Below are 20,862 nucleotides of genomic sequence, written 5' to 3'. Positions count from 1 at the left end.
TCCGTTATCCTTCTGTGTTTCGCATGACATACCCTGTTCCTCGCACAGTTTGAATGATGCTTTCCTGTCCTGGCGTATCGAGTTTGTTACGTAAATATAGGACATATACATCCACGACATTTGTCTCAACTGCCGAATCATACCCCCACACAAGATCCAGCAGTAAGTCTCGGGTCATGACTCGATTGATGTTACGCATAAACATCGTTAACAAATCATACTCCCGTTTTGTTAACGAAATAATTTCTCCATCCCGTTTTACAATTTGTGATTCCATATTTACTTCAACATTTTTATACCGCAGGATAGAATCCACCCTTTTTTCCGTCCGGTTATCTGTGCGCCGGAATAAAGCTCGCATTCTAGCAAGTAACTCTTCAATTGCCAGTGGTTTTGTAATGTAATCGTCTGCACCACTGTCAAGTCCGGATACACGGTCCAGTACACTCGTACGAGCTGTTAGCATAATGATCGGTGTATTTTTCGTCTGACGAATTCGCCTGCATACCTCCATTCCATTCAAACCCGGGAGCATCAGATCGAGTAAGATCATATCCCACTCTACATCCAGTGCTTTTTCTAATCCACTTCTTCCATCATAGGCAATTTCCACACTAAATCCTTCATGCTTAAGTTCAAGTTCAATAAACCGGGCGATGTTCTCTTCATCTTCAATGATTAGAATCTTTCGCAAGATTTCCCCCTCCTTTTTTTTCCTCTCATCAAATTTTAATATATCTCTTAGCCCCTTCTTATTTTGTTATCTTATGCTTCTCTATACAGAGAAAAATAAAAGGATCAAAAGCTATGAACCGTACCGTACTAATCCGTCCCTGGATCACCGTGGCATTATTTTTATCGGCCATGCTCAGCATTATATTTTTTATCAAAAGCGACTTTTCAACTTCTTCGATTCCACACGTACAGATGCGTCCATTTCCGTATCCATATCAGGCTATGCTTTCGTTTGCTTCTGATATTGATGGTACAACTCCGGAAGAATTTGCTCAATACCACCAGTTCTTAAACACGAAGTCCCCTACACCCATGGGAACTGGATTAGGACTTGATATTGGCGATAGTTTCTGGATGTACATGGATACGAATAGTTCTAATCCTTATTATGTGGACAATCAAAAGCATACGTCAAATGCCATTATGACTTATTTTGTTGGCACAGATCGCACCAAGAAGAAAGACGCTGCCTTAATTAACCATTATTATCGTGCAGGTTGGATTGATTCTATGCATGGGTATGGTGATTTTTCCCGTGTAAACCGTAATGAAGGGCTTTGTACGCGAGACCTTGCGATGGCAGCATGGGATCATCTGAATCAGGATGGTATCCATCCTGACATATGGATCAATCACGGGAATGAAGCAAATCGTGAGAACTTCGGGGCTTATTCTCCGTTCAGCTTTACTGCTTATCAGCAAGGTGACAATAAATATTCACCCTACTACCATACGGATCTAATCCGTAAGAATGGTGTGCATTTCGTATGGAACTCAAGGGGAGACGCTGCATTCGGAGAAAAAAATGCCATCTTCCCGATCAGGCTGCGTGATGGACAGAACATATGGGGATTTCATCGCTATGCTTTTGACCGTACCAAACACGGTGTGAACTGGACGTGGGGACCGAGGGCTTTGTATATGCAACTAACATCAAAAAGGTTGGATGAACTGGTAGCTAGACATGAATATTCGATCATTGCCCAGCATTTTGGGGGTGGAAATGGACTCGATCCGTTTGACAACAAGAACATTCAGCCGCTGCGTATGCTTGCCTACTATCAAGCTAGCGGCCGCATTCTAGTCGCACGCACCAGCCGCCTGCTTCACTACAATGTTGCACACAATTTTCTTGATTATTCGGTTACGACCACGCCGGAAGGAAAAACAAAAATCCAGCTATACTCCATTAAAGACCCGCTCTTTGGCTCGCGTCCTGTAACGATAAACGATGTTCGCGGGATAACGTTCTACGTAGCAGATCCTCATAACGTAGAACTTTTTATCGGTGAACATGAACTCGATCCAAAAGACGTTCAACATAACCCTCCGGATCAAACCGGAAAGCGAAGCATCAGCATTAAATGGTTCGCACCTGACACATTTGATTATACGAAGACAGCGCCACGTGCATAATCACTACTCTGGAAGATGGAGGATCAGATATGATGAATGAATGGATACCGTCTATCCATATTATCGAAATCATTCTCGTTATTACACTTGCTTATTTTCTGTTTACTTCGCTGTATCGTAAAAAAATGAATCGTACTGAAAAAGGGGAAACAAAAAATTTCATTTTTCATGATGATTCTGGCTATCGCTGGTCTTTAATAAAACGGATTAGTATCGTGTTTGGGCTCATTTCGGCTCTTATCTTATGTATATTTGGCCTTAGCCTAAATTCGGATCCATCTCTTCCACGGCTATCCTTTAATGAAAACAGCAAGTTCGCTCTCATTAGCCCTATCATCGAAAAAATTAATGAGCGCTCTTTAATAGCGCAGCTAAAAGAAGAAGATAAAAAGCACCCGACTTTTCAGCTTGATTTTAAAAAGCATCATAAAGACAACAAAGTCCAGTCGTCAGGTCAAAAAGAAGTATATGGATTCTATGTAAATTGGGATGAAAACAGTAAAATCTCACTGAAAAAAAATATTCGTTCCCTGACTACCGTAATTCCAGAATGGTATCACCTTACTTCGAATTTAACCTTACAAAAAGACATTCAACCTGATGTACAAAAATTAGCGGCGGATAATCATGTAAAAGTTATGCCGCTTATCAATAACTTTGTGAATGGAAAATGGGATGCTGCTCTTGTCCACAACATGCTTGCTTCGCCTGAAAATAGAAAGAAAGTTATTGATCAATTGTATACAGAAGCAAAAACAAATGGATATTCCGGCTTTAACATTGACTTGGAATCGATCGATCCGAAAGATCAAGATGCGCTCACTGCTTTTATGGGAGAGTTATCTCATACGTTCCATGCTGCTGGTCTGCAGCTAACTGAGGATGTCCCGGCGAAAGATGACGCTTTTGATTACGGTGCGCTCGCCAAAGTTACAGACCGGATGATTGTCATGCTCTATGATGAGCATTATCAAACAGGAAAGCCAGGGCCGATCGCCTCTAGCTCCTGGTTTGAGCAATCATTAGACCAACTCGATATCCCACCTGACAAGCTGATCGTCAGCTTAGGAAGCTACGGATACGACTGGACAGAAAACAGCAGTGACCCTGCCGATGTCGTGACATTTGGCGATATTATGGATATGGCGAGCGCTTCCCATCTGCACATCCAGTGGGATCAAGCTAGCCAAAATCCGTATGTGCGTTACAAAGAAGGCGAAGACCAACACATTGTCTGGTTTTTAGATGGTGTTTCTATGTACAATCAATGGAAAATGGCTCATGAAAATGGAGCCAAGGGCGTCGCCTTGTGGCGGCTTGGCTCAGAAGATCCGACTGTCTGGAATGTATTGAACCAGCCGGATCAATTTCAGTCACAAGTCAACACACTTCATACATTAGTAAGCCCGGAACCTGTTCATTATTCAGGAGACGGTGAGATTTTGCAGATTACTTCGTCTGCCAAAGATGGGGAACGTGACTTTTCTGTGGATGAAGACGGAACACTTTCTGGAGAATCCTATACAACTTATCCATCTCCGTTCCAGATAAGTCGATATGGTAAAGCTGCAGGAAAACAAGTTGTGCTCACATTTGACGATGGGCCTGATCCAGAATATACACCAAAAATTCTTGATATTCTGGATCGATATCATATAAAAGGCTCGTTCTTTATTGTGGGCGAAAATGCGCAAGTAAATCCAGATCTCATCCGACGAATGTATAGAGAAGGCCATGAGATCGGAAGCCATACGTTTACCCATCCAAACGTGGCGTCAATCTCCCCGATCCGTGCAAAAATGGAGCTAAATGCGAACCAGCGGCTGTTCCAGGAATTGACCGGGCACTCCATGACGATGTTTCGTCCGCCTTACGTGGCCGACTCTTCTCCATCTACGCCTGAAGAGCTACTGCCGATTTTACGGGCACAGCAGATGGGCTATACGATGGTCGGAGAAGCAGTCGACCCGGAAGACTGGCAGGACCCATCTAGTGATGAGATTGTAAGACGTGTTCTGAAAGAATTACCGGATGGGAATATTATTCTGCTTCATGATGCGGGTGGCGATCGTTCTCATACAGTCGAAGCACTGCCGAAGCTCATTGAAAAACTACAACATATGGGCTACACATTTACGACGGTGCATCAATTACTTGGCAAGACACCAAATGATCTTATGCCGGTTGTTTCACACACGGAAAATCCGTTTATGACGTATGACAAAACCGTCTTCACAGCTGTTTCTGGATGGCAGAAAGGAATTGCCTTTTTATTCTATCTATCCATTGGTGTTGGGATGATTCGCTTCCTCGTTCTGATCTATCTTGCTTCTAGACAGAAGCGAAGAAGTCGCGCCCGTGCGGTAAATATGAATTTTACTCCGCCGGTCAGCGTGGTAATCGCAGCTTATAATGAAGAAAAAGTTATTGCGAAAACGGTACATTCGATTTTGGAAAGTAATTATCCAGACTTTGAAATCATTGTTGTCGATGATGGATCGACTGACCTTACAGCGGAAGTAGTAAAAGAAACGTTTAAAGAATATCCGTATGTCAAACTGATTTCCAAAGAAAATGGCGGGAAATCGTCTGCCGTAAACCGCGGATTCATGGAAGCATCCGGTGACATCGTCATCGCCCTTGATGCGGATACACTCATTGCGAAAGACGCCATTGCTCTGCTTACCCGTCACTTTGTTGATCCTAGCATTGCTGCGGTCTCTGGAAACGTAAAAGTCGGAAATGCCCGTAACCTGCTGACCAAATGGCAGCATGTGGAGTATGTCACTGGGTTTAATCTGGACCGACGTGCGTTCGATGAACTAAACTGCATCGCTGTCGTTCCAGGAGCAATTGGAGCGTGGCGCAAAAAAGCGGTAGCCGAAGTTGGTTATTTCCAGGAAGATACTCTAGCGGAAGATACTGATATTACACTGACGCTTCTGCGTAACGGGTATCGGATTATGTACGAAGAACGAGCTTACGCCTATACTGAAGCGCCGGAAGACGTCCGCAGCCTGATCAAGCAGCGCTATCGCTGGACATACGGTACCCTTCAGTGCTTATGGAAACACCGGGGTGCGCTCTTTAATCGGAAACAAAAATCGCTCGGATTTGTTGGCCTGCCTAATATGTGGCTGTTCCAATACGTATTCCAGTTGATTGCACCGCTCGCTGACATTCTCTTTGTTATGGGACTGTTCGGCGTACAGCCGCAAAAAACATTATTGTTCTATGTTGTGTTCTTCCTGGTTGATTTTCTTGCCTCCTTCTATGCATTCCGCCTGGAGGAAGAAAGCCCGAAACCTTTGATCTGGCTGTTCCTGCAGCGAATTATTTACCGACAGTTCATGACGTATGTTGTCATAAAGTCAATCTGGTCTGCGCTGCGCGGAATCACAGTTGGATGGAATAAGCTTAAACGGCTAGGAAGTGCAGTAAATAAATAAACAGAAAGCCCTCGCAATCCATTTTGGATAGTGAGGGCTTTCTGTTTATTTACCGTTATGAATGGCTTGTTGTGCCTTATGCTGATTCTCTTTTTTTACATAAATATCGTATTGTGTATAATCATGTGACGTTGAATAGCCAGAAGGAGTGGGATACCCTGAATTTGACGGTGTTTTTACAGCATAGCTAATCCCGGCAGATTTTAAACGTGCTACTATTTTAAAATAGTCATCATGGTTAAGAGCTGTATAAACTAAACAGCGATTTTTCCTGCTTTTGAACGACCTAACCATGACCAGGATGAATATAAACCCGAGTACAACGACCGTTAGAACAAGAGAAGAATTCCCATTCATATATAGTACACCTCTACTTGGAATCACTTACCTTATAGTATGGACTTCCCTTTACAAAGGTTTCTAGGAGAATATATCACCAATAATATAAATATACATGCACATTGTCCCATTCCATACGATATAATACAAGCAAACGAGTAAGGAAGGGCGAATACGATGTTTTATGAAGATATTCAGCCACAAAAGCTGAAAGATTTTCTGCTTGATCCTACGCATGATACACTGTGCGACTTGCTGCTCCATAATACAGGAGAAACAGACTTTCTCGATTTTAAAGCGAAGTGGATTGATCTCACGAAACTCGCTAAACATATTCTCGCGATTGCGAACTCGGGTGGCGGCTCGATTATTGTTGGAGTGGGGCAGCAAGCGGATGGCAGTTCCTCTCTTGATGGCTTGTCTAATCAAGATTTTCTCGATAAGGCCGACGTAGATAATAAACTCGGCAATTATCTGCCAAGCTGGGTCAAATACCGCACGGAAGATTTTATTTTTGATGGGCAAGCATCTGCTCCATTTACGGATAAAAAGTTTCAGGTGCTTATTATTGAATACGATCCGAAATACGTTCCGTATACTTCGATTATCAGTCGAGGCGAGTTACGCTATGGCGCGATCTACATTCGGCAAGGTACAAAATCAATCGAGGCATCGAATGAAAAACTGCTAGAGATCATTTTGCGCAAGGTTAAGGCCGGTGATGCTTATTCTACCGATCTAACACTCATTGAGCATCTGACTCAACTCAAGCATCTATATGCGGAACGAAATCGGCAGGCCGATGATGACTACGAGCGATTTATTGAACGGGTCATCGAGCGGAAGCAACGACGCATCGAGCAGGTGCTTGATGTGTACGGCATGGCAGACGAATAACCATACGCTTCAAAAGGCGGGAGTATATTTCCCCCAACCTTTTGAAGCGTATGCGCTAGTACACATCCTAGTTTCGTCCACATATTGATCACTCATCCTAATCTTTGTTCTTATTTCTTTCTACTTTTTCACTCGACAACCACTCCATCGCGAGGTACGGAAATTTTTCACTCGTTATATAAAATCCAAGCCTTGCATACAAATCTTGTGCCGGATTATTATATAGCACGTGCAGGCGCACAGCCTTCCTCATCTTCTCTCCTCGCTCTTGAAGATCCCGAATCAAGCATGTACCAATCCCCTGGTTTCGATATTGTGCCAGCAAAGATAAATCAATAAGCCAGATGGAATGATCTGTGATTTTGGTCATAACCTGACCGATAGGCACCTTATCAAGCTTTATAATCTCATGATCAGCTGCTAGATGTTGTAGCGCATACGAACTCCTCTGCATATCGAACTGCATACGAAGAAATGCTTCCCTCTCTTCCTCGTCCCAGTCCATTACTACTAGCGCCTCCCCTCTTGTTTCCTTATATAATTGATAGAGAAATGAAACATCATCCGCCGTAACGTTTTTTCTAGTAATCAAGCGAGTTGTCCTCCCTCTGGATATTCTCAGCTTTTTTGAAATCACACTAGCATAAACTGAACACCTCTATATTATCAAATGATTCTGAACATATTCTGAACATACTATTATCTTTGTAATTAGAAGAACGACACAAAAAAAAGGTTGAAGCATATTGCTCCAACCTTTTTTTTGATCACCGGCGCCGATATTCGGTTGCCAGTGCGGTTAATTTTTCTTTCAGCTCTTTTTGCATATACGTGATTTCCTGTTCTGCTGCCTGTCGTTTCTCTCGTCCTTCCCGCTGAATCTGCAATGTCTGTTCCAGTGTGTCAACAAGATTTGACTGTGTTTTCTTCAAAGTCTCAATCTCGATCACCCCACGCTCGTTCTCTTTGGCGATGTTAATTGAGTTCATCTTTAATAGCTCTGAATTACGCAGCAGCAGTTCATTCGTCGTATCAGTGACTTGCTTTTGCACATCAAGCGCGTTCTTCTGACGCTGGAGACTCACTGCGATCACAAGCTGATTTTTCCACAATGGAACCGTTGTTAAAATGGACGATTGAATTTTTTCGACCAGTACTTGATTATTGTTTTGCACCAGCCGGATTTGCGGTGCAGATTGGATCGTTACCGTACGTGTTAAAAGCAGATCATGTACTTTTTTCTCTAGCCGCTCAATCAGCTGACCCATGTCGTTTAACTCCTGTACATCAGCTGGGTCAGTAGATGCTTCTGCTTTCTGCTTCAGCGCAGGCAGTACTTCTGTCGCAAGCTCAGCTAGCTTCATTTTCCCAGCCGCAATGTACAAATCAATCTCCCGGACGAATTCTCGATTCTTCTCGTACAGCGTATCGAGCAGCTTGATATCCCGTAAAAGCTGTTCACTCGCCGTCCCAAGCTGCTTCGTAATCGTCGCGACCTGACCGCCCAGCTTTTCATACTGCGCTAGCATCTTTTTGCCAGAATTCATCATGGAACCAAACACAGGTACCTTCGATAGCAGTCCACCTTTGCGACCCGAAAGCGTCGTCGTATCCACTTCTTTAACTTTGAGCATTAACTCAGTAAGTGCCTGGCCGACTTCACCGCCATCTTTGGCACGTACATGATCAAGAATCGTATCTGAAAACTGTGAGATCTCGTTTTGCAAAGCTGCGCCGTACTGCAGCACGGCTGTGCTATCGTTCACCTGAATTGATCGCGCCAGCTCCTCTGCTTTCCGGCGCTCATCTTCTGTCAGGTGGGGTAAGCTCCCCGGTTCCATCTTTCCTGCTTCTGTAAGTGCGTGTTGGGTAAAGTCCATGGAATTCCCTCCTTCGTAACGCCTGTGTAAGTATCCGCCTAACACATACCTGATTCTTACTTGTATCGCTATTTTTACGAGCTTTTATTCATCGTCACCAAAGTCAAATCCACCATCAAACAAATCGCCACCAAAGTCTTCTGCCGCAGACTCCAATTCCTGTCCGATATCGCCAATTCCCCCAAGCGCATCTTCCATGAAATCTCCCATGACTTCAGAAAGGATCATGCCACCAAGCATTCCAACAGCCACGCCTCCCAATGCTCCGGCAAACCCACCGTAGCGGTTAGCACCATAGCTCTGATAATCATGATGGTGTCCTCGGCCAAAGTAATCGCGCACATGCATATACATCTGCGGATTTGCAATCATCTCATCAATCATACTGTGTAAATAATCAGCAAGTGCCTGCACCTGACCCGCTGTCTCCGCTGGAATGTATACGTCACGGCGCAGCTCCGTTTCACGTCCGAAAGAATACAGATCGACTTCCAGCAGCAAACGAATGCCATCTGGCTCCATTGCCGCCACAAATTCTACTTCCTCGACCTGACCGCGCCACATCGTAGTTGGGGCAAATTCGAACTGCTGTGTATAGCCATCAAATTTGCGCGAGTTCGGCTTTTCCATTAGGCCAAGCAAACGAAACGCTTCGACCGTGTTAGCCAAATGATGCGGCATGAGTACATGAAGATAATCGCGATCACCACTGTCCACTCCATCAGCAATATCAAGATGTGTCGTGAAGTAGTATGCCACAGATGGCGCACTTACGAGTAAATCAGGCGGCAATACAAACGAGAACGGCAGCACTTTGCGCTCAGATGCGCCGATGACAAACGCTCCTGACATCGGAATGGTTGCTACACGGTGTACGTATTCTTTTTGTTTCGTCCGAATACTCAGCATGAAATCAACATCCAGCCGGTTAATCCTTTGCTCAACCGACCCACCTTCAATCATCAAATCACCTGTTACAGTCTGTCCCATCTCACAGCCGTCTTTATGCAAAACGAGATTCACTTTTGCAGAACCAATGCCGATCTTGGCCATAAACTTTTTAAACATAAGAGATTATCCCCCTCGATCATAGTTTTCTCATTGATTTTTTATACGAGGTACTTGTCACACAAGTTTCATTCTTCTCGAAAAATCTCATAGAACTTTTGAATGATTCCATGCCAAATTGGTAGGAAGATGAAATGAATCCACGTATAATCAAGTTATATACATAAAGGAAAGCAGGGAGAAAGAATGAAAAAATGGTTGTCAGTGCTTACGGCACTAATCGTACTGCTTATAGGGATGATCCTGCCTGCATCAGCTTCTGTTGCACCGCAAGCACCCGATACATCCTCTTTTAAGTTAGGCGATGATATTTTACTAGAGAAGTATTCTCATCTCATTGACGGCAAACGTATCGGATTAATTACGAACCAAACAGGTGTCAACAGTAAGGGAGTCAGCATGATAGATGTGCTAGCCTCCTATCCCGGTGCTTCACTTACCGCGCTGTACAGCCCAGAACACGGACTCGATGGCAAAGCAAAAGCAGGAGCGTATGTAACATCTTACACACATCCGACCCTTAAAATCCCGGTATACAGTTTGTATGGAACGACTCGCATGCCGACACCGGCTATGCTTAAAAATGTAGATGTGCTTGTATTTGACATGCAGGATATCGGAGCTCGTTCGTATACATTCATGTCGACAATGAACTATTGTATGGTGGCCGCACAAAAAGCTGGTATCCCGATTGTCATTCTGGACCGCCCGAACCCACTCGGCGGCACAATTGTCGATGGTCCAGTGCTAGAAGATAAATTCAAAACATTCGTCGGGGTAGACAACCTGCCGATGACACACGGCATGACCGCAGGAGAACTCGCTTACTTCTTTAACCGGAAAATTAAAGCGAATCTATCTGTCGTACCGATGGAAGGCTATACGCGCAATATGATCTTCCAGGATACGGGGCTGAAATGGGTACAAAGTTCACCGCTTATGCCAAACATGCAGTCTGTATTTGGTTATAATGCAACTGGTCTCGGTGAGGGAACGGGGATATTCCAGGATGGTCCATTCACTTGGATTGGTGGCAAAGGCATTGATTCGAAAAAATATGCGGCATTGATGAACGGTGCGAAACTACCAGGTGTAACGTTCATAGCTGAAAAGCGTGGCAGCTCAGGCGGTGTACGTTTAAACATCACGAACTATCACACATTCAATCCGGCACGCACTGGTATTTATGCGCTTGCGTATGCACACAAGTTAAACAATTTCAAAGTACCACGCAGCGGCAAGGAAATTGTAATGTTTGATAAGATCATGGGTACGGATAAGATTGGTCAGTACTTGTTGCAAGGACTAACACCGCAGCAAATCGAGGCAAAGTATGCACCAGGATTGAAGAAGTTTAAAGAAGAACGCAAGAACTATTTGCTGTATCAGTAATCAGATACTATCCCGTTATGTACTAAGAGGCTGAGGACGATTGTCCCCAGCCTCTTTTATTTAATTATAGCAAAACTGAATGCCGAATTGAGCGTCCCTACACGCAACCGTTAATGCCTGATCCTCTGCCTTACTCCTGAACAGAATCCTCTGATACGTACTTCTTAATTTTTTGTAATATATGTAAAAGTAACTATAAAATAGATATTTACCTGTTGAAATAAATGGTGTTACAAATCATTAGGAGGTTTTATCATGAAGAAAAAACTTACGTCCGTTTTAACAGCCACAATTTTGCTTGGTCTTGTTTCATCTCCTCTTGCATTAGCCGAAGACAAATCACCAGCTCTCTCCAAACAACAATCTACACAATCAACTCAAGATATTATAAAAACATTAAAGAAAATCCCGCTCCCGTCATCCTATTACGTTGAATACAAAGTATATAATCCGAAAAATGAACTTGAAAGCATAAATGAATACTGGGCAGATGTGAAGCAATCCAAGGTGCTACTCAAATCCCAAATGATGAGCCAGGTCGTAACCAGTCCAACAGGAGAAAAGCGGATAAATCAAGGTTCTACCCTTTACAATTTGTATGATAAACAATGGTTTTATGCGTATACCCCGTATCTACCATTAAATAAAAAAGCTATAAAAGTGAAAGATACGAAAACATTCACGTTTATTAGAGATATAGACGGACTAGAAGAAGCAAGTAAACACGGAACCACGTACGTCTATGAAAACCAAGAAAAAATCAACGGTCGTATGGCTTATCATTTTACTTCTACTTATGAGGGAATGCCAGCGGGTGATATCTGGATTGATACAGCCACAGGAATTTGGGTAAAACAAACATCTCCAAATAATGTCTTACAAATTGCTACAAAGTTTGAGGTAAATCCGAAGTTTTCGAACAAAACATTTACGATTCCTCTACCTGCCGGACTTACGTTTAAGGAATACCCTAGCATAGCAGAGGCTATGTCACGATAGGTTCTGAGGAACTTCCTTTTCTGCATCTCTACTACACGTTAGAAAATGCCCGCCCAGATAAAAAAAGAAGCGGTCTCAATCGTTACACACGATTTCTAAGACCGCTCCTTTCTTTATAGGACTTACATAGAAAGATACTCTGGCAGGCGCTCATTCGTCAGGCGATTGCCGATGATAAATGAACCAAACTCACCGAAGCGTGCGCTCACTTCATCAAAACGCATTTCGTATACGAGCTTCTTAAATGTGATCGGGTCATCCGAGAACAGCGTCACGCCCCACTCCCAATCATCAAAACCGACAGAACCGGTAATAATCTGGGTCACGCGACCAGCGTACGAGCGCCCAATCATGCCGTGGCTGCGCATCATGCCGCGGCGCTCTTCCATGCTAAGCATGTACCAGTTATCGTTACCTTCACGCTTCTTATTCATCGGATAGAAGCATACATGTTTTGTTTTCGGTAGAGCCGGATACAGACGTGCTCGAATCGCAGGGTCCTGCATCGGGTCTGCTTCCTGTGACATGTAACTGCTCAGCTCAACAACGGAAACGTATGAATAGTCGCGAACCGTATACGATGCGAATGCAGTTTTATTAAATTCATTCTCGACTTCTTCAATATCTTCGAGCGTTGGGCGCAGATGCATAAACGCAATGTCAGCCTTATGACCGACTACGGTAAATGCGGTACTGCTTCCTTGTTTCGCTTCTTCCATATCGGTCCAATCATTCATAAACGCCATCAACTCTTCAATCGCTTCCTGGCGTTCTGCTTCAGTAGCGGCTCCCCATGCTACCCAATCAATCGTCCGAAAATCATGCAGGGCAAACCAGCCTTCCAGTGTATGTACTGCTTCACTCATGTTTGTCACTCCTTATATGGGTGCTTACTAGCTTGTCTAACCATTTCCCATTATAACAAAACAAAGCAGAAAGCGCATACGTTCAACTGCTTTGCTTTTCCTTATACCAATGCAGTGCCCGAAGTCCGACAATACAAGCAATCAACCAGATTCCCCCGATCGTGAACCCAGCAATAACATCTGTTGCATAATGCACCCCAAGATATATACGGCTAATGCCGATGCTAATCCCAAGCAAAACAAGCAAAGCAGGAATCAGATAACGCCAGACCGGATACTCGTACAAATAGTACCAGACTAAATATGCAAGCATTCCGTAAAAAATAAACGACACCATCGCATGCCCACTCGGAAAACTATATCCCCCCGCTTCTACCAGATGCTCCACATCCGGGCGACTGCGGCGGAATATCTGCTTCAAAACATAATTGAGCGCTCCGCCTCCACCAAGGGCAAACGTCAACATAAGCGCTTCTTCCCGTTTCCGCCAGATCAAGAGCATGATCACAATCAACACATAAATCGGAATCAGGCGAAATGCTGACCCCATGTTCGTCAAAAAAATTACATCAGCAGTGATTGCCGCACTATGCATCTGGTGCAGCCAACCATATACCATCTGATCAAATTGCACTGTTTCCTGTTCTAATACCTCATCTACAATCGCAGTTGAAATAAATAACAACAGCAAAGCTAAAACAGCCCCAACCGTGAGCACCACACTTAAGCTACCACCTGGCGACAGCTTGTTGGTCATCCGACTAAGCGTCTGTTTCATTTCTCTCCCTCCCTACTTCTAGCTATTTCTTCTCTGTCTGTGCCATCCGGGTTACAATCTCTCCAAACAGTTTTGTTGCTTCATTCACGCCTTTCGTCGGCTGGTCTGCCGCCAGTATAGCGATGGCATACTTTGGATTCTCACGCGGTACATACCCGACAAACCATTGATTATTGCGTGCTACCCCGTTTACTGTAATTTGAGCCGTTCCGCTTTTGCCTGCGGCTTTCCACGGTAAATTTCTCAGCATGGTAGCTGTACCGTGATCCACTACCCCTTCCATAAGACCACGCAGCTTACTCGCTGTCTCCGGCGAGATCATACCACCATCAAGCGGGCGGTCTTCAAAGCGATAAAAGGTCGTGCCATTTTGATAATTAATAGACTGGACGATTTTTACCTTTTGCTTTTGTCCACCTCCCGCGATAATCGCTGCCATGTTCGCTGCCTGCAGCGGGGTCAACTGTACATCCCGCTGTCCGATTCCTGTCTGAATTAACACACCCTCATCTTGAACAGGACGATCCTGTGCAAACACGCGTCCCCTCTCTTCCCCATCGAATTGTCGGAACAACCCAAGCTTATAGAACGGCATCTTCTGCCAGCCAATTTCCTGATTCAGTCCCAGCTTGCGGGCATACAGTTCAAGCTTCTCTGGCCCAACTTTTTTTGCTACCTCCGCAAACGTAATGTTGCATGAATCGGCAAACGCCTCCGCAAACGTCAGCTCGCCGTGCCCTCCTTCCTTCCAGCAAGTAAATCCGTACTTGCCGTATTGCCCCTTACATACAAAATGATCATCGAGCTTAACGAGTCCTTCTTCAAGCGCCGCTGCCGCTACTACCATTTTAAAAATCGAGCCAGGTGTGGTCTGCTTGATGGCAAGGTTCTGCCAATCATTCGTCCCTGGATTTGGACGAGACGGGTCAAAGTTCGGCTTCGAGGCACTCGCAAGCACTTCTCTCGTTCCGACATCCAGAATGACCGCTGCTCCTTTTCGAAGCGGAGATGCCTGCAATGCTTCTTCTACTTTTTGCTGTATGGTTCGATCCAGCGTAGTCATAACTGACAGTGGATAAAAAGAATTTTGTGCCTCATTCATCCGAATATCAAGACCATTTAATGGATTCCCACGCCCGTCTACATAGTACGAAACAGACTTCTCCCCGACACCAGCAAGAAAAGGTTGAAAGGTCCGCTCTAGTCCAGCAACCCCAATCTTGCTGTTTGGGTGAAGAGCGCCACTCTGCACATCATCCATATATTTCTCCTGAATGAGCTTCGCGTTCTGTCCAATATAGCCAATGATATGGGGAGCAAGTTCATCTTTTGGATAGCGAGCCGTAACCGGAAGCGGCAATACACCAGCAATACTAAGTGCCTGTATCTCCCTTGCCTGCTCTGGTCGAAGTGCAACGACACTCCCTGATCCATCCTCCCAAAATCCTGCATGTTTCCGCTCTTTAATCAACTGAAATGCTTCCGTCTCTGTCATCCCAAGAATACGGGCAAGCTTATCAACTTTTCCACTTTTCTCAAGATCATACCGGACAAGCGGAAATATCGCCAGACCTACTTTTTCTTCTCCAGTCAGCGGAGTCCCCTGTCGGTCATAGATCATGCCACGCCCACTGTTAAGCACAAGCTTCTCTCGTCGCTGGGCTACCGCTCGCTCGACCAAATCAACATGATGCGGCGAGAACGATCGCGTTGCCACAACCTGAATCCACGCCAGATGACTGATAATTCCAGTGTAAAGAAACGTAAATAAAAGCCCCACGATAAAAATACGCCGCTTCTTCCGCGAAATCGACATACAAAAGCCCCCTTTGTTTCGACGCAGACTGTTATCATCAGTCTTGCCGAAACAGAAGGGGGCGTAAACCGTATTACTTTTTCTCTTTTCTCATCATGTCGTGTTGTGCCACAGGACGGTCTACCCGCATCTTCACAATTTGCATCGCATGTGGAGCAGACTCGATTTTCTCATCTTTGTCATTCCACATCTCACCAATTGTTTGCGTAAAACGATCCATCTTCGGACCAAAAAATTCGATCGTATCACCAACGCTAAATTTATTACGCTGCTGAATGGTTGCGATGCCTGTTTCCGCATCGTAATCGAGCACAAGCCCAGCAAAATCATACTGTGGAATGTCCTCATTCTCACCAAACAGTTGCTCGGTTTCAGCTGGTGTTCCATAGAAGAAGCCTGTTGTCATCGAACGGTGTGACGCTTTCCAGATTTCTTCCATCCATTCTGGGCTCAGCTTGTAGTTGTCCGGGTCCGCACAGTAGGCATCAACAGCACGACGGTACTGGTTTACAACAGTCGCTACATAGTGAATGCTTTTCATACGGCCTTCGATTTTGAAGCTGTCCACGCCAGCGTCGATCATATCCGGTAAGTATTCGAGCATACACATGTCTTTCGAACTCATTGTAAACATCGGATCTTCCTCACCAAACATCGGCAATGCTTTTTTGCCGATCTGTCCGAGTGCAGCCTCTTCTTTTGGCAGGGATTCAAACATGTCGTACTGCCAGCGACAAGACTGGGAACAGCCACCACGGTTCGAATCACGTGCGGTAAAGTGGTTAGACAACACACAGCGCCCGGAGTACGAAATACACATCGCACCATGAATGAACGCTTCAATCTCGATGTCAACATGCTTTTTAATCTCACGGATTTCTTGTACAGACACTTCACGTGCCAGTACAACCCGGCTGACGCCTTCCTCTTTCCAGAACTGCACCGTCTGCCAGTTCGTTGTCGATGCCTGTGTGCTCAAGTGCAGTTCAAGATCCGGAGCTGCCTGCTTCGTGCGCTGAATAAGTGCCGGGTCTGCCACGATAATGGCATCAATGCCTGCACGCTGCAAGTTGCGCATGAACTCATCTACCTGGTGCAAGTCTTCATTGTGCGCAATGATGTTCGTTGCGACGAAGACTTTTGCATTGTGAGCGTGGGCAAACTCGGTTGCTTCCTTCATTTCATCGAAAGAAAAGTTATCGGCATTTGCCCGCAAGCCAAGACTTTGGCCGCCAATATATACGGCATCTGCACCATAGCGAACCGCATATTTCAACTTCTCCAAATTACCGGCTGGTGCCAGCACTTCTGGCTTTTGCAGAATTGGTCCGCGCGGTGTGATGATTTTACTTGTATTTGATTCCGTCATTCGGATCACCTCGATTAATAAACTTGCTCTTTAAAGAAGAAACCTGTCGTCAGTTCACGTTCAGCTGGCTGGATGGCCTCAATCTCTTTCATCCATTCTGCTGTTTTATCCTGAAATGCAGCTGGATCTTCCATATACGTATCAATTGCAGCACGATAGATCGCCACGACTTTGGCATTGTATGCTGCATCCTTCATAATGCCTTCGATTTTGAAACTGTCAATCTCCGCATCCATCAGCTCATCCAGGTACTCTAGAATGCAGATGTCTTCGGAACTCATAATATGGGTACCGTTTCGGTCTTCATAGATCGGATACTGGAGCTCATCCCGCTTCTCTTCCGTAATGAACAATCCACGATCCAGACCAGGGCGTGCGGCTTCCTCACCTTTGTGCTTCTCATAGTTTGTCACAAGATCACGGCGGGAATGAAAAATACATGTCGCCCCGTGCACCTGTACTTGAATTTCTACGTCCGCATTTTCTTTCGTTTCGATAATCGCATCCATGTTTAACTCACGTGCGACAAATGCACGGGTCGCACCCTTGCTGCCCCAGTAGTTCATCGTTTCATAGTTCGTTGTCAGCACTTCTGCATTCCAGTGCAGCGGCGCTTTCAAACCGACTTGACGTGCCGTCATAACCACGGCTGGATCACCAAACACGACCGCATCGACACCGATCTCATCGAGTGCTTTCAAGTAGTCCGGTAATTCCTCTAGATCAGCATTGTGCAACACAGCATTTACCGATACATAAATTTTTACGCTGCGAGCATGCGCCAACTTCACGGCTTCGCGAATCTCATCGAGTGAGAAGTTACCCGCCACACGCAAGCCAAAACGCTCATGCCCAATGCTTATCGCATCAGCGCCGGCATCCATCATCTGCACCAGCTCATCAAGGTTCGCAGCTGTACAGAGTAATTCTGGTTTTTTCACGATAGGTCCCCCCGTTTTATGCATAACGCAAGCCCGTCTCCAATCGGGACGAAAGTCGTCTCCAATGCGGGGTGGGCTGCAAGAAATTCATTAAAGCTGCGCAGCTTCGTAATCATGCCACGCTTGTTTTTCGGCACATTCTCATCCGGCTCTGCCACAATCCCGCGAAATAAAACATTGTCACAGATCAGAAGGCCGCCTTTTTTCAGATGCGGGACGTACAAATCGAAATACTTCCGATACTGTCCCTTGGCCGCGTCTAGAAAGATGCAGTCAAATTCCTGCTCATCTGCCAGACCTTCCTGTGCATCCTGATGCAGCACCGTGATCCGGTCGCTTACGCCAGCTTCGGCAAAATTACGAGTTGCTCGCTGCACCATTTCCTCCGAAATCTCAATGGATGTAATGCGTGCTTCATCCGCTGCGCGCGCAAGCCAGATCGTTGAATACCCGATCGCCATGCCGACTTCCAGAATATTCTTCGGCTGATGCATCGTAAGTAGAAAGCGAAGCATTTGCACGGCTGGAAGCTGAATAATCGGGATATGTTCTGCCGCCGCTTCCTGCTCCATACGCGACAACAATTCATCACGCACCGGAACGAGACGTTCAATATAGTGTGTGACTGCGTCCCCGGTAATCATACGAATACCATCCTTCCTTCAAAACTTCTTTATAATAACATACTGATAGTGTAAAATCTATTTTTCGTTCTGTTTGCTGCGTTCGATGTTTTTCAGATGCTCTTCGTACGTTTTCGCAAAGTAATGCCCACCAGAGCCGTCTTTTTTCGTAACATAGAACAAGTAATCATTCTTCTGGGCATTCGCTACAGCCTCGAGCGACTTCTTACCCGGGCTTGCAATCGGACCTGGCGGTAATCCTTTCACTTTATACGTGTTATACGGACTCACCTGCTTCAAATCAGCAAAGGTTACCCGCTCTTTTTGCTTGCCGAACAAATACTGAACGGTCGCATCTGACTGCAGCGGCATCTGCTTGGCCAAACGGTTGAAGTAGACACCTGCGACAATCGGCCGCTCTTCATCGACGCGCACTTCCCGTTCCACAATGGATGCGAGCGTAATCGCTTGATGGCGCGTAAGATGATGCTGTTGGAACTTCGCATTCCATTCCGTATTCCAGACTTCTTCTGTTTGATCCAGCATTTTATTGATCACATCATGTGCTGTGCTGCCTTTTTTGAACTCATACGTATCTGGGAACAAGTATCCTTCCAAACGATACTTGATACGCTTGTCCCCTTGCGGAATTCCTTTAAGAATCTCCTGTGTAAATACTCCCTGGTTTACCTCTTTCAAAAATGCAGCCCTGCTCACAATTTTCTTTTCTTCAAGACGGGTCGCAATCTGCTCAATGGTGAACCCTTCTGGAATGGTTACTACATGATCATCTTTATAAAATTCACCCTTCTCCATTTTCGCCGTAATCTGCTCAATCGTATCCCCAATAGTCAGCTGATATTTCCCTGCTTTTAGTACGGGGGATTTTTCTCCGAACTTCAAATATAAAGAAAAGATTCGCCCATTTTTAATGATCTTTTCTTTTTCTAAAATCTGTCCAATCTCTGCTGTAGATGAACTCGGTGGAATCTCAATAACTTTCTTCTGCCCTTTGTTTTCTTCTACTGGTTGCAGCGCGCTGTGTACATAGTAGCCCATCCCGCCAACAAGCACGGCAAACAACAGTAGAATCCCCCCCATAAGCTTTGCTATCTGTCGCACAACTCTCCCTCTCCTTTATGCACCAATTCCATCCGTTTATTATACACCAAAAAACCGCCCAGTACGTGAGCGGTTTCGGTGTTACATCATATCGTTAGTAACGCTTATACTTCCTCGTTATCGAGTTCGTTCATGAGCGTTTCAAATGTCGCTTCAACCTGTTCCCATTCCTCATCGTTTTCGATCGGATGCAGCATGTCAGAGCCGTCATAGCGCATAAACTCTACTTCGTACTCTTCCTCTTCTTCCTGATCAGCAGGCACGAGGCAGAGATACGTACGATCTTCGATTTCGAAGATGTACATTACCAGGAATTCAATCTCCTGACCTGATTCTTCGTCTGTGATTGTAATGTATTCCCCAACGTTTACTTCCATGTTTTCCATTTCCATACGAATTAACCTCCTATTTGTGGGTTGGCATCCATGTAATTTTGTAAAATCATGACCGCCGCCATTTTGTCGATGACTTGTTTTCGCTTCTTGCGGCTTACATCCGCTTCAAGCAGCGTACGCTCGGCTGCCATCGTGGTAAGCCTCTCATCCCACATCACAACCGGAATGCGGGAGCGGTTATGCACGTACTCTCCGAATGCCTGGCACAGTTCTCCCCGAGGTCCAATCGTACCGTTCATGTTCTTGGGAAGCCCAACAATAATTTCCCCGATCTCATACTGTTTTATGAGTTCTTCGAGACGGAGATAATCTTTTTTCTTGCCTTCACGTCGGATTGTTTCAATTCCCTGGGCAGTGAAGCCAAGCTCGTCGCTGACTGCCACTCCGATTGTTTTGTCTCCGACATCGAGTCCCATCCTGCGCATACATGTGTCTCCTGCTCTTGCCTAATAATTGCTCCGGCTCGTTGCCCCATGAACGGCGGCCTGGCCGGATGCGTAGCTCTACGGAATTTAGCTACCGTGCTGGCGAAGATACGAACGAACAAGTTCCTCGATTAATTCGTCACGCTCTAGCTTGCGGATCATGGTACGTGCGTTGTTATGACGCGGAATATACGCCGGGTCACCCGAGATCAGGTAACCAACAATCTGATTAATCGGGTTGTACCCTTTTTCATCAAGCGCACTGTACACGCTGAGCAGCACATCGCGGGCTTCCGCTTCCACATCGTCCGGTTTAAATGTAAACTTCATTGTATGATCCATGGAACTCACT

General features: G+C 45.3%; 20 protein-coding genes. 5 read left to right on the top strand and 15 right to left on the bottom strand.

Annotation, left to right across the window (positions count from 1 at the left end; all coding sequences use genetic code 11):
- Positions 1-4: 4 nt before the first annotated feature.
- A complete protein-coding gene (locus PO771_RS04330; RefSeq protein WP_272562056.1) occupies positions 5-694 on the bottom strand; it encodes a response regulator transcription factor in 690 nt (229 codons plus the stop codon).
- Positions 695-807: 113 nt separating this feature from the next.
- Here PO771_RS04330 and PO771_RS04325 point away from each other — a divergent pair, with 113 nt between their 5' ends.
- Together PO771_RS04325 and PO771_RS04320 are read left to right on the top strand one after the other, a co-directional pair.
- Entirely contained in the window at positions 808-2,151 is a 1,344-nt protein-coding gene (locus PO771_RS04325) for a hypothetical protein (protein WP_272562055.1), read from the top strand.
- A 125-nt stretch (positions 2,152-2,276) separates the two neighbouring features.
- Positions 2,277-5,600 carry a trifunctional glycoside hydrolase family 18/polysaccharide deacetylase/glycosyltransferase family 2 protein gene (locus tag PO771_RS04320; protein ID WP_272563095.1) on the top strand — a complete coding sequence of 1,108 codons (3,324 nt, stop codon included), beginning with the start codon at positions 2,277-2,279 and terminating at the stop codon, positions 5,598-5,600.
- A 45-nt stretch (positions 5,601-5,645) separates the two neighbouring features.
- On the opposite strand, the gene PO771_RS04315 is transcribed toward PO771_RS04320, so the two are convergent.
- Positions 5,646-5,957: a hypothetical protein gene (locus PO771_RS04315; protein ID WP_272562054.1), complete on the bottom strand. Its 312-nt coding sequence runs from the start codon at positions 5,955-5,957 to the stop codon at positions 5,646-5,648.
- A gap of 159 nt (positions 5,958-6,116) precedes the next feature.
- Here PO771_RS04315 and PO771_RS04310 point away from each other — a divergent pair, with 159 nt between their 5' ends.
- Entirely contained in the window at positions 6,117-6,836 is a 720-nt protein-coding gene (locus PO771_RS04310; RefSeq protein WP_272562053.1) for an RNA-binding domain-containing protein, read from the top strand.
- Positions 6,837-6,933: 97 nt separating this feature from the next.
- On the opposite strand, the gene PO771_RS04305 is transcribed toward PO771_RS04310, so the two are convergent.
- The 3 genes from PO771_RS04305 to PO771_RS04295 form a co-directional block, all read right to left on the bottom strand.
- The gene (locus tag PO771_RS04305) at positions 6,934-7,428 is read right to left on the bottom strand and encodes a GNAT family N-acetyltransferase (protein WP_272562052.1); all 495 of its coding nucleotides are present in this window, start codon (positions 7,426-7,428) and stop codon (positions 6,934-6,936) included.
- A 175-nt stretch (positions 7,429-7,603) separates the two neighbouring features.
- Positions 7,604-8,716, bottom strand: coding sequence for a toxic anion resistance protein (locus PO771_RS04300; RefSeq protein ID WP_272562051.1), 1,113 nt, complete (start codon positions 8,714-8,716; stop codon positions 7,604-7,606).
- 84 nt (positions 8,717-8,800) lie between these two features.
- Complete coding sequence (locus PO771_RS04295) at positions 8,801-9,784, bottom strand: sporulation protein (RefSeq protein WP_272562050.1); 984 nt, start codon at positions 9,782-9,784, stop codon at positions 8,801-8,803.
- A 186-nt stretch (positions 9,785-9,970) separates the two neighbouring features.
- On the opposite strand from PO771_RS04295, the gene PO771_RS04290 reads away from it, so the two are divergent.
- Positions 9,971-11,176 carry a DUF1343 domain-containing protein gene (locus PO771_RS04290; protein ID WP_272562049.1) on the top strand — a complete coding sequence of 402 codons (1,206 nt, stop codon included), beginning with the start codon at positions 9,971-9,973 and terminating at the stop codon, positions 11,174-11,176.
- A 255-nt stretch (positions 11,177-11,431) separates the two neighbouring features.
- On the top strand, positions 11,432-12,175 hold the full coding sequence (locus PO771_RS04285) for a hypothetical protein (RefSeq protein ID WP_272562048.1): 744 nt from the start codon (positions 11,432-11,434) through the stop codon (positions 12,173-12,175).
- 122 nt (positions 12,176-12,297) lie between these two features.
- On the opposite strand, the gene hemQ is transcribed toward PO771_RS04285, so the two are convergent.
- The 10 genes from hemQ to PO771_RS04235 form a co-directional block, all read right to left on the bottom strand.
- Entirely contained in the window at positions 12,298-13,041 is a 744-nt protein-coding gene (hemQ, locus tag PO771_RS04280) for a hydrogen peroxide-dependent heme synthase (RefSeq protein ID WP_272562047.1), read from the bottom strand.
- 82 nt (positions 13,042-13,123) lie between these two features.
- Positions 13,124-13,819 carry a phosphatase PAP2 family protein gene (locus PO771_RS04275; RefSeq protein WP_272562046.1) on the bottom strand — a complete coding sequence of 232 codons (696 nt, stop codon included), beginning with the start codon at positions 13,817-13,819 and terminating at the stop codon, positions 13,124-13,126.
- 22 nt (positions 13,820-13,841) lie between these two features.
- The gene (locus tag PO771_RS04270; RefSeq protein ID WP_272562045.1) at positions 13,842-15,635 is read right to left on the bottom strand and encodes a peptidoglycan D,D-transpeptidase FtsI family protein; all 1,794 of its coding nucleotides are present in this window, start codon (positions 15,633-15,635) and stop codon (positions 13,842-13,844) included.
- Between the two features lie 73 nt (positions 15,636-15,708).
- Complete coding sequence (locus PO771_RS04265; protein ID WP_272562044.1) at positions 15,709-17,004, bottom strand: peptidase U32 family protein; 1,296 nt, start codon at positions 17,002-17,004, stop codon at positions 15,709-15,711.
- Positions 17,005-17,018: 14 nt separating this feature from the next.
- Positions 17,019-17,945, bottom strand: a complete 927-nt coding sequence (locus tag PO771_RS04260) for a peptidase U32 family protein (protein WP_272562043.1) — start codon at positions 17,943-17,945, stop codon at positions 17,019-17,021.
- Positions 17,942-18,589, bottom strand: a complete 648-nt coding sequence (locus tag PO771_RS04255; protein ID WP_272562042.1) for an O-methyltransferase — start codon at positions 18,587-18,589, stop codon at positions 17,942-17,944. The genes PO771_RS04260 and PO771_RS04255 overlap by 4 nt, the downstream gene beginning before the upstream one ends.
- A 57-nt stretch (positions 18,590-18,646) precedes the next feature.
- Positions 18,647-19,690, bottom strand: coding sequence for an endolytic transglycosylase MltG (gene mltG, locus PO771_RS04250; RefSeq protein ID WP_272562041.1), 1,044 nt, complete (start codon positions 19,688-19,690; stop codon positions 18,647-18,649).
- Positions 19,691-19,794: 104 nt separating this feature from the next.
- Positions 19,795-20,082 carry a DUF1292 domain-containing protein gene (locus PO771_RS04245; protein ID WP_272562040.1) on the bottom strand — a complete coding sequence of 96 codons (288 nt, stop codon included), beginning with the start codon at positions 20,080-20,082 and terminating at the stop codon, positions 19,795-19,797.
- Between the two features lie 5 nt (positions 20,083-20,087).
- On the bottom strand, positions 20,088-20,510 hold the full coding sequence (gene ruvX / locus PO771_RS04240; protein ID WP_272562039.1) for a Holliday junction resolvase RuvX: 423 nt from the start codon (positions 20,508-20,510) through the stop codon (positions 20,088-20,090).
- A gap of 87 nt (positions 20,511-20,597) precedes the next feature.
- Complete coding sequence (locus tag PO771_RS04235) at positions 20,598-20,861, bottom strand: IreB family regulatory phosphoprotein (protein ID WP_272562038.1); 264 nt, start codon at positions 20,859-20,861, stop codon at positions 20,598-20,600.
- Position 20,862 lies beyond the last annotated feature (1 nt).

Source organism: Aneurinibacillus uraniidurans (assembly GCF_028471905.1).
Classification (GTDB): Bacteria; Bacillota; Bacilli; order Aneurinibacillales; family Aneurinibacillaceae; genus Aneurinibacillus; species Aneurinibacillus uraniidurans.
This window is presented reverse-complemented; position numbering and strand designations above follow the sequence as displayed.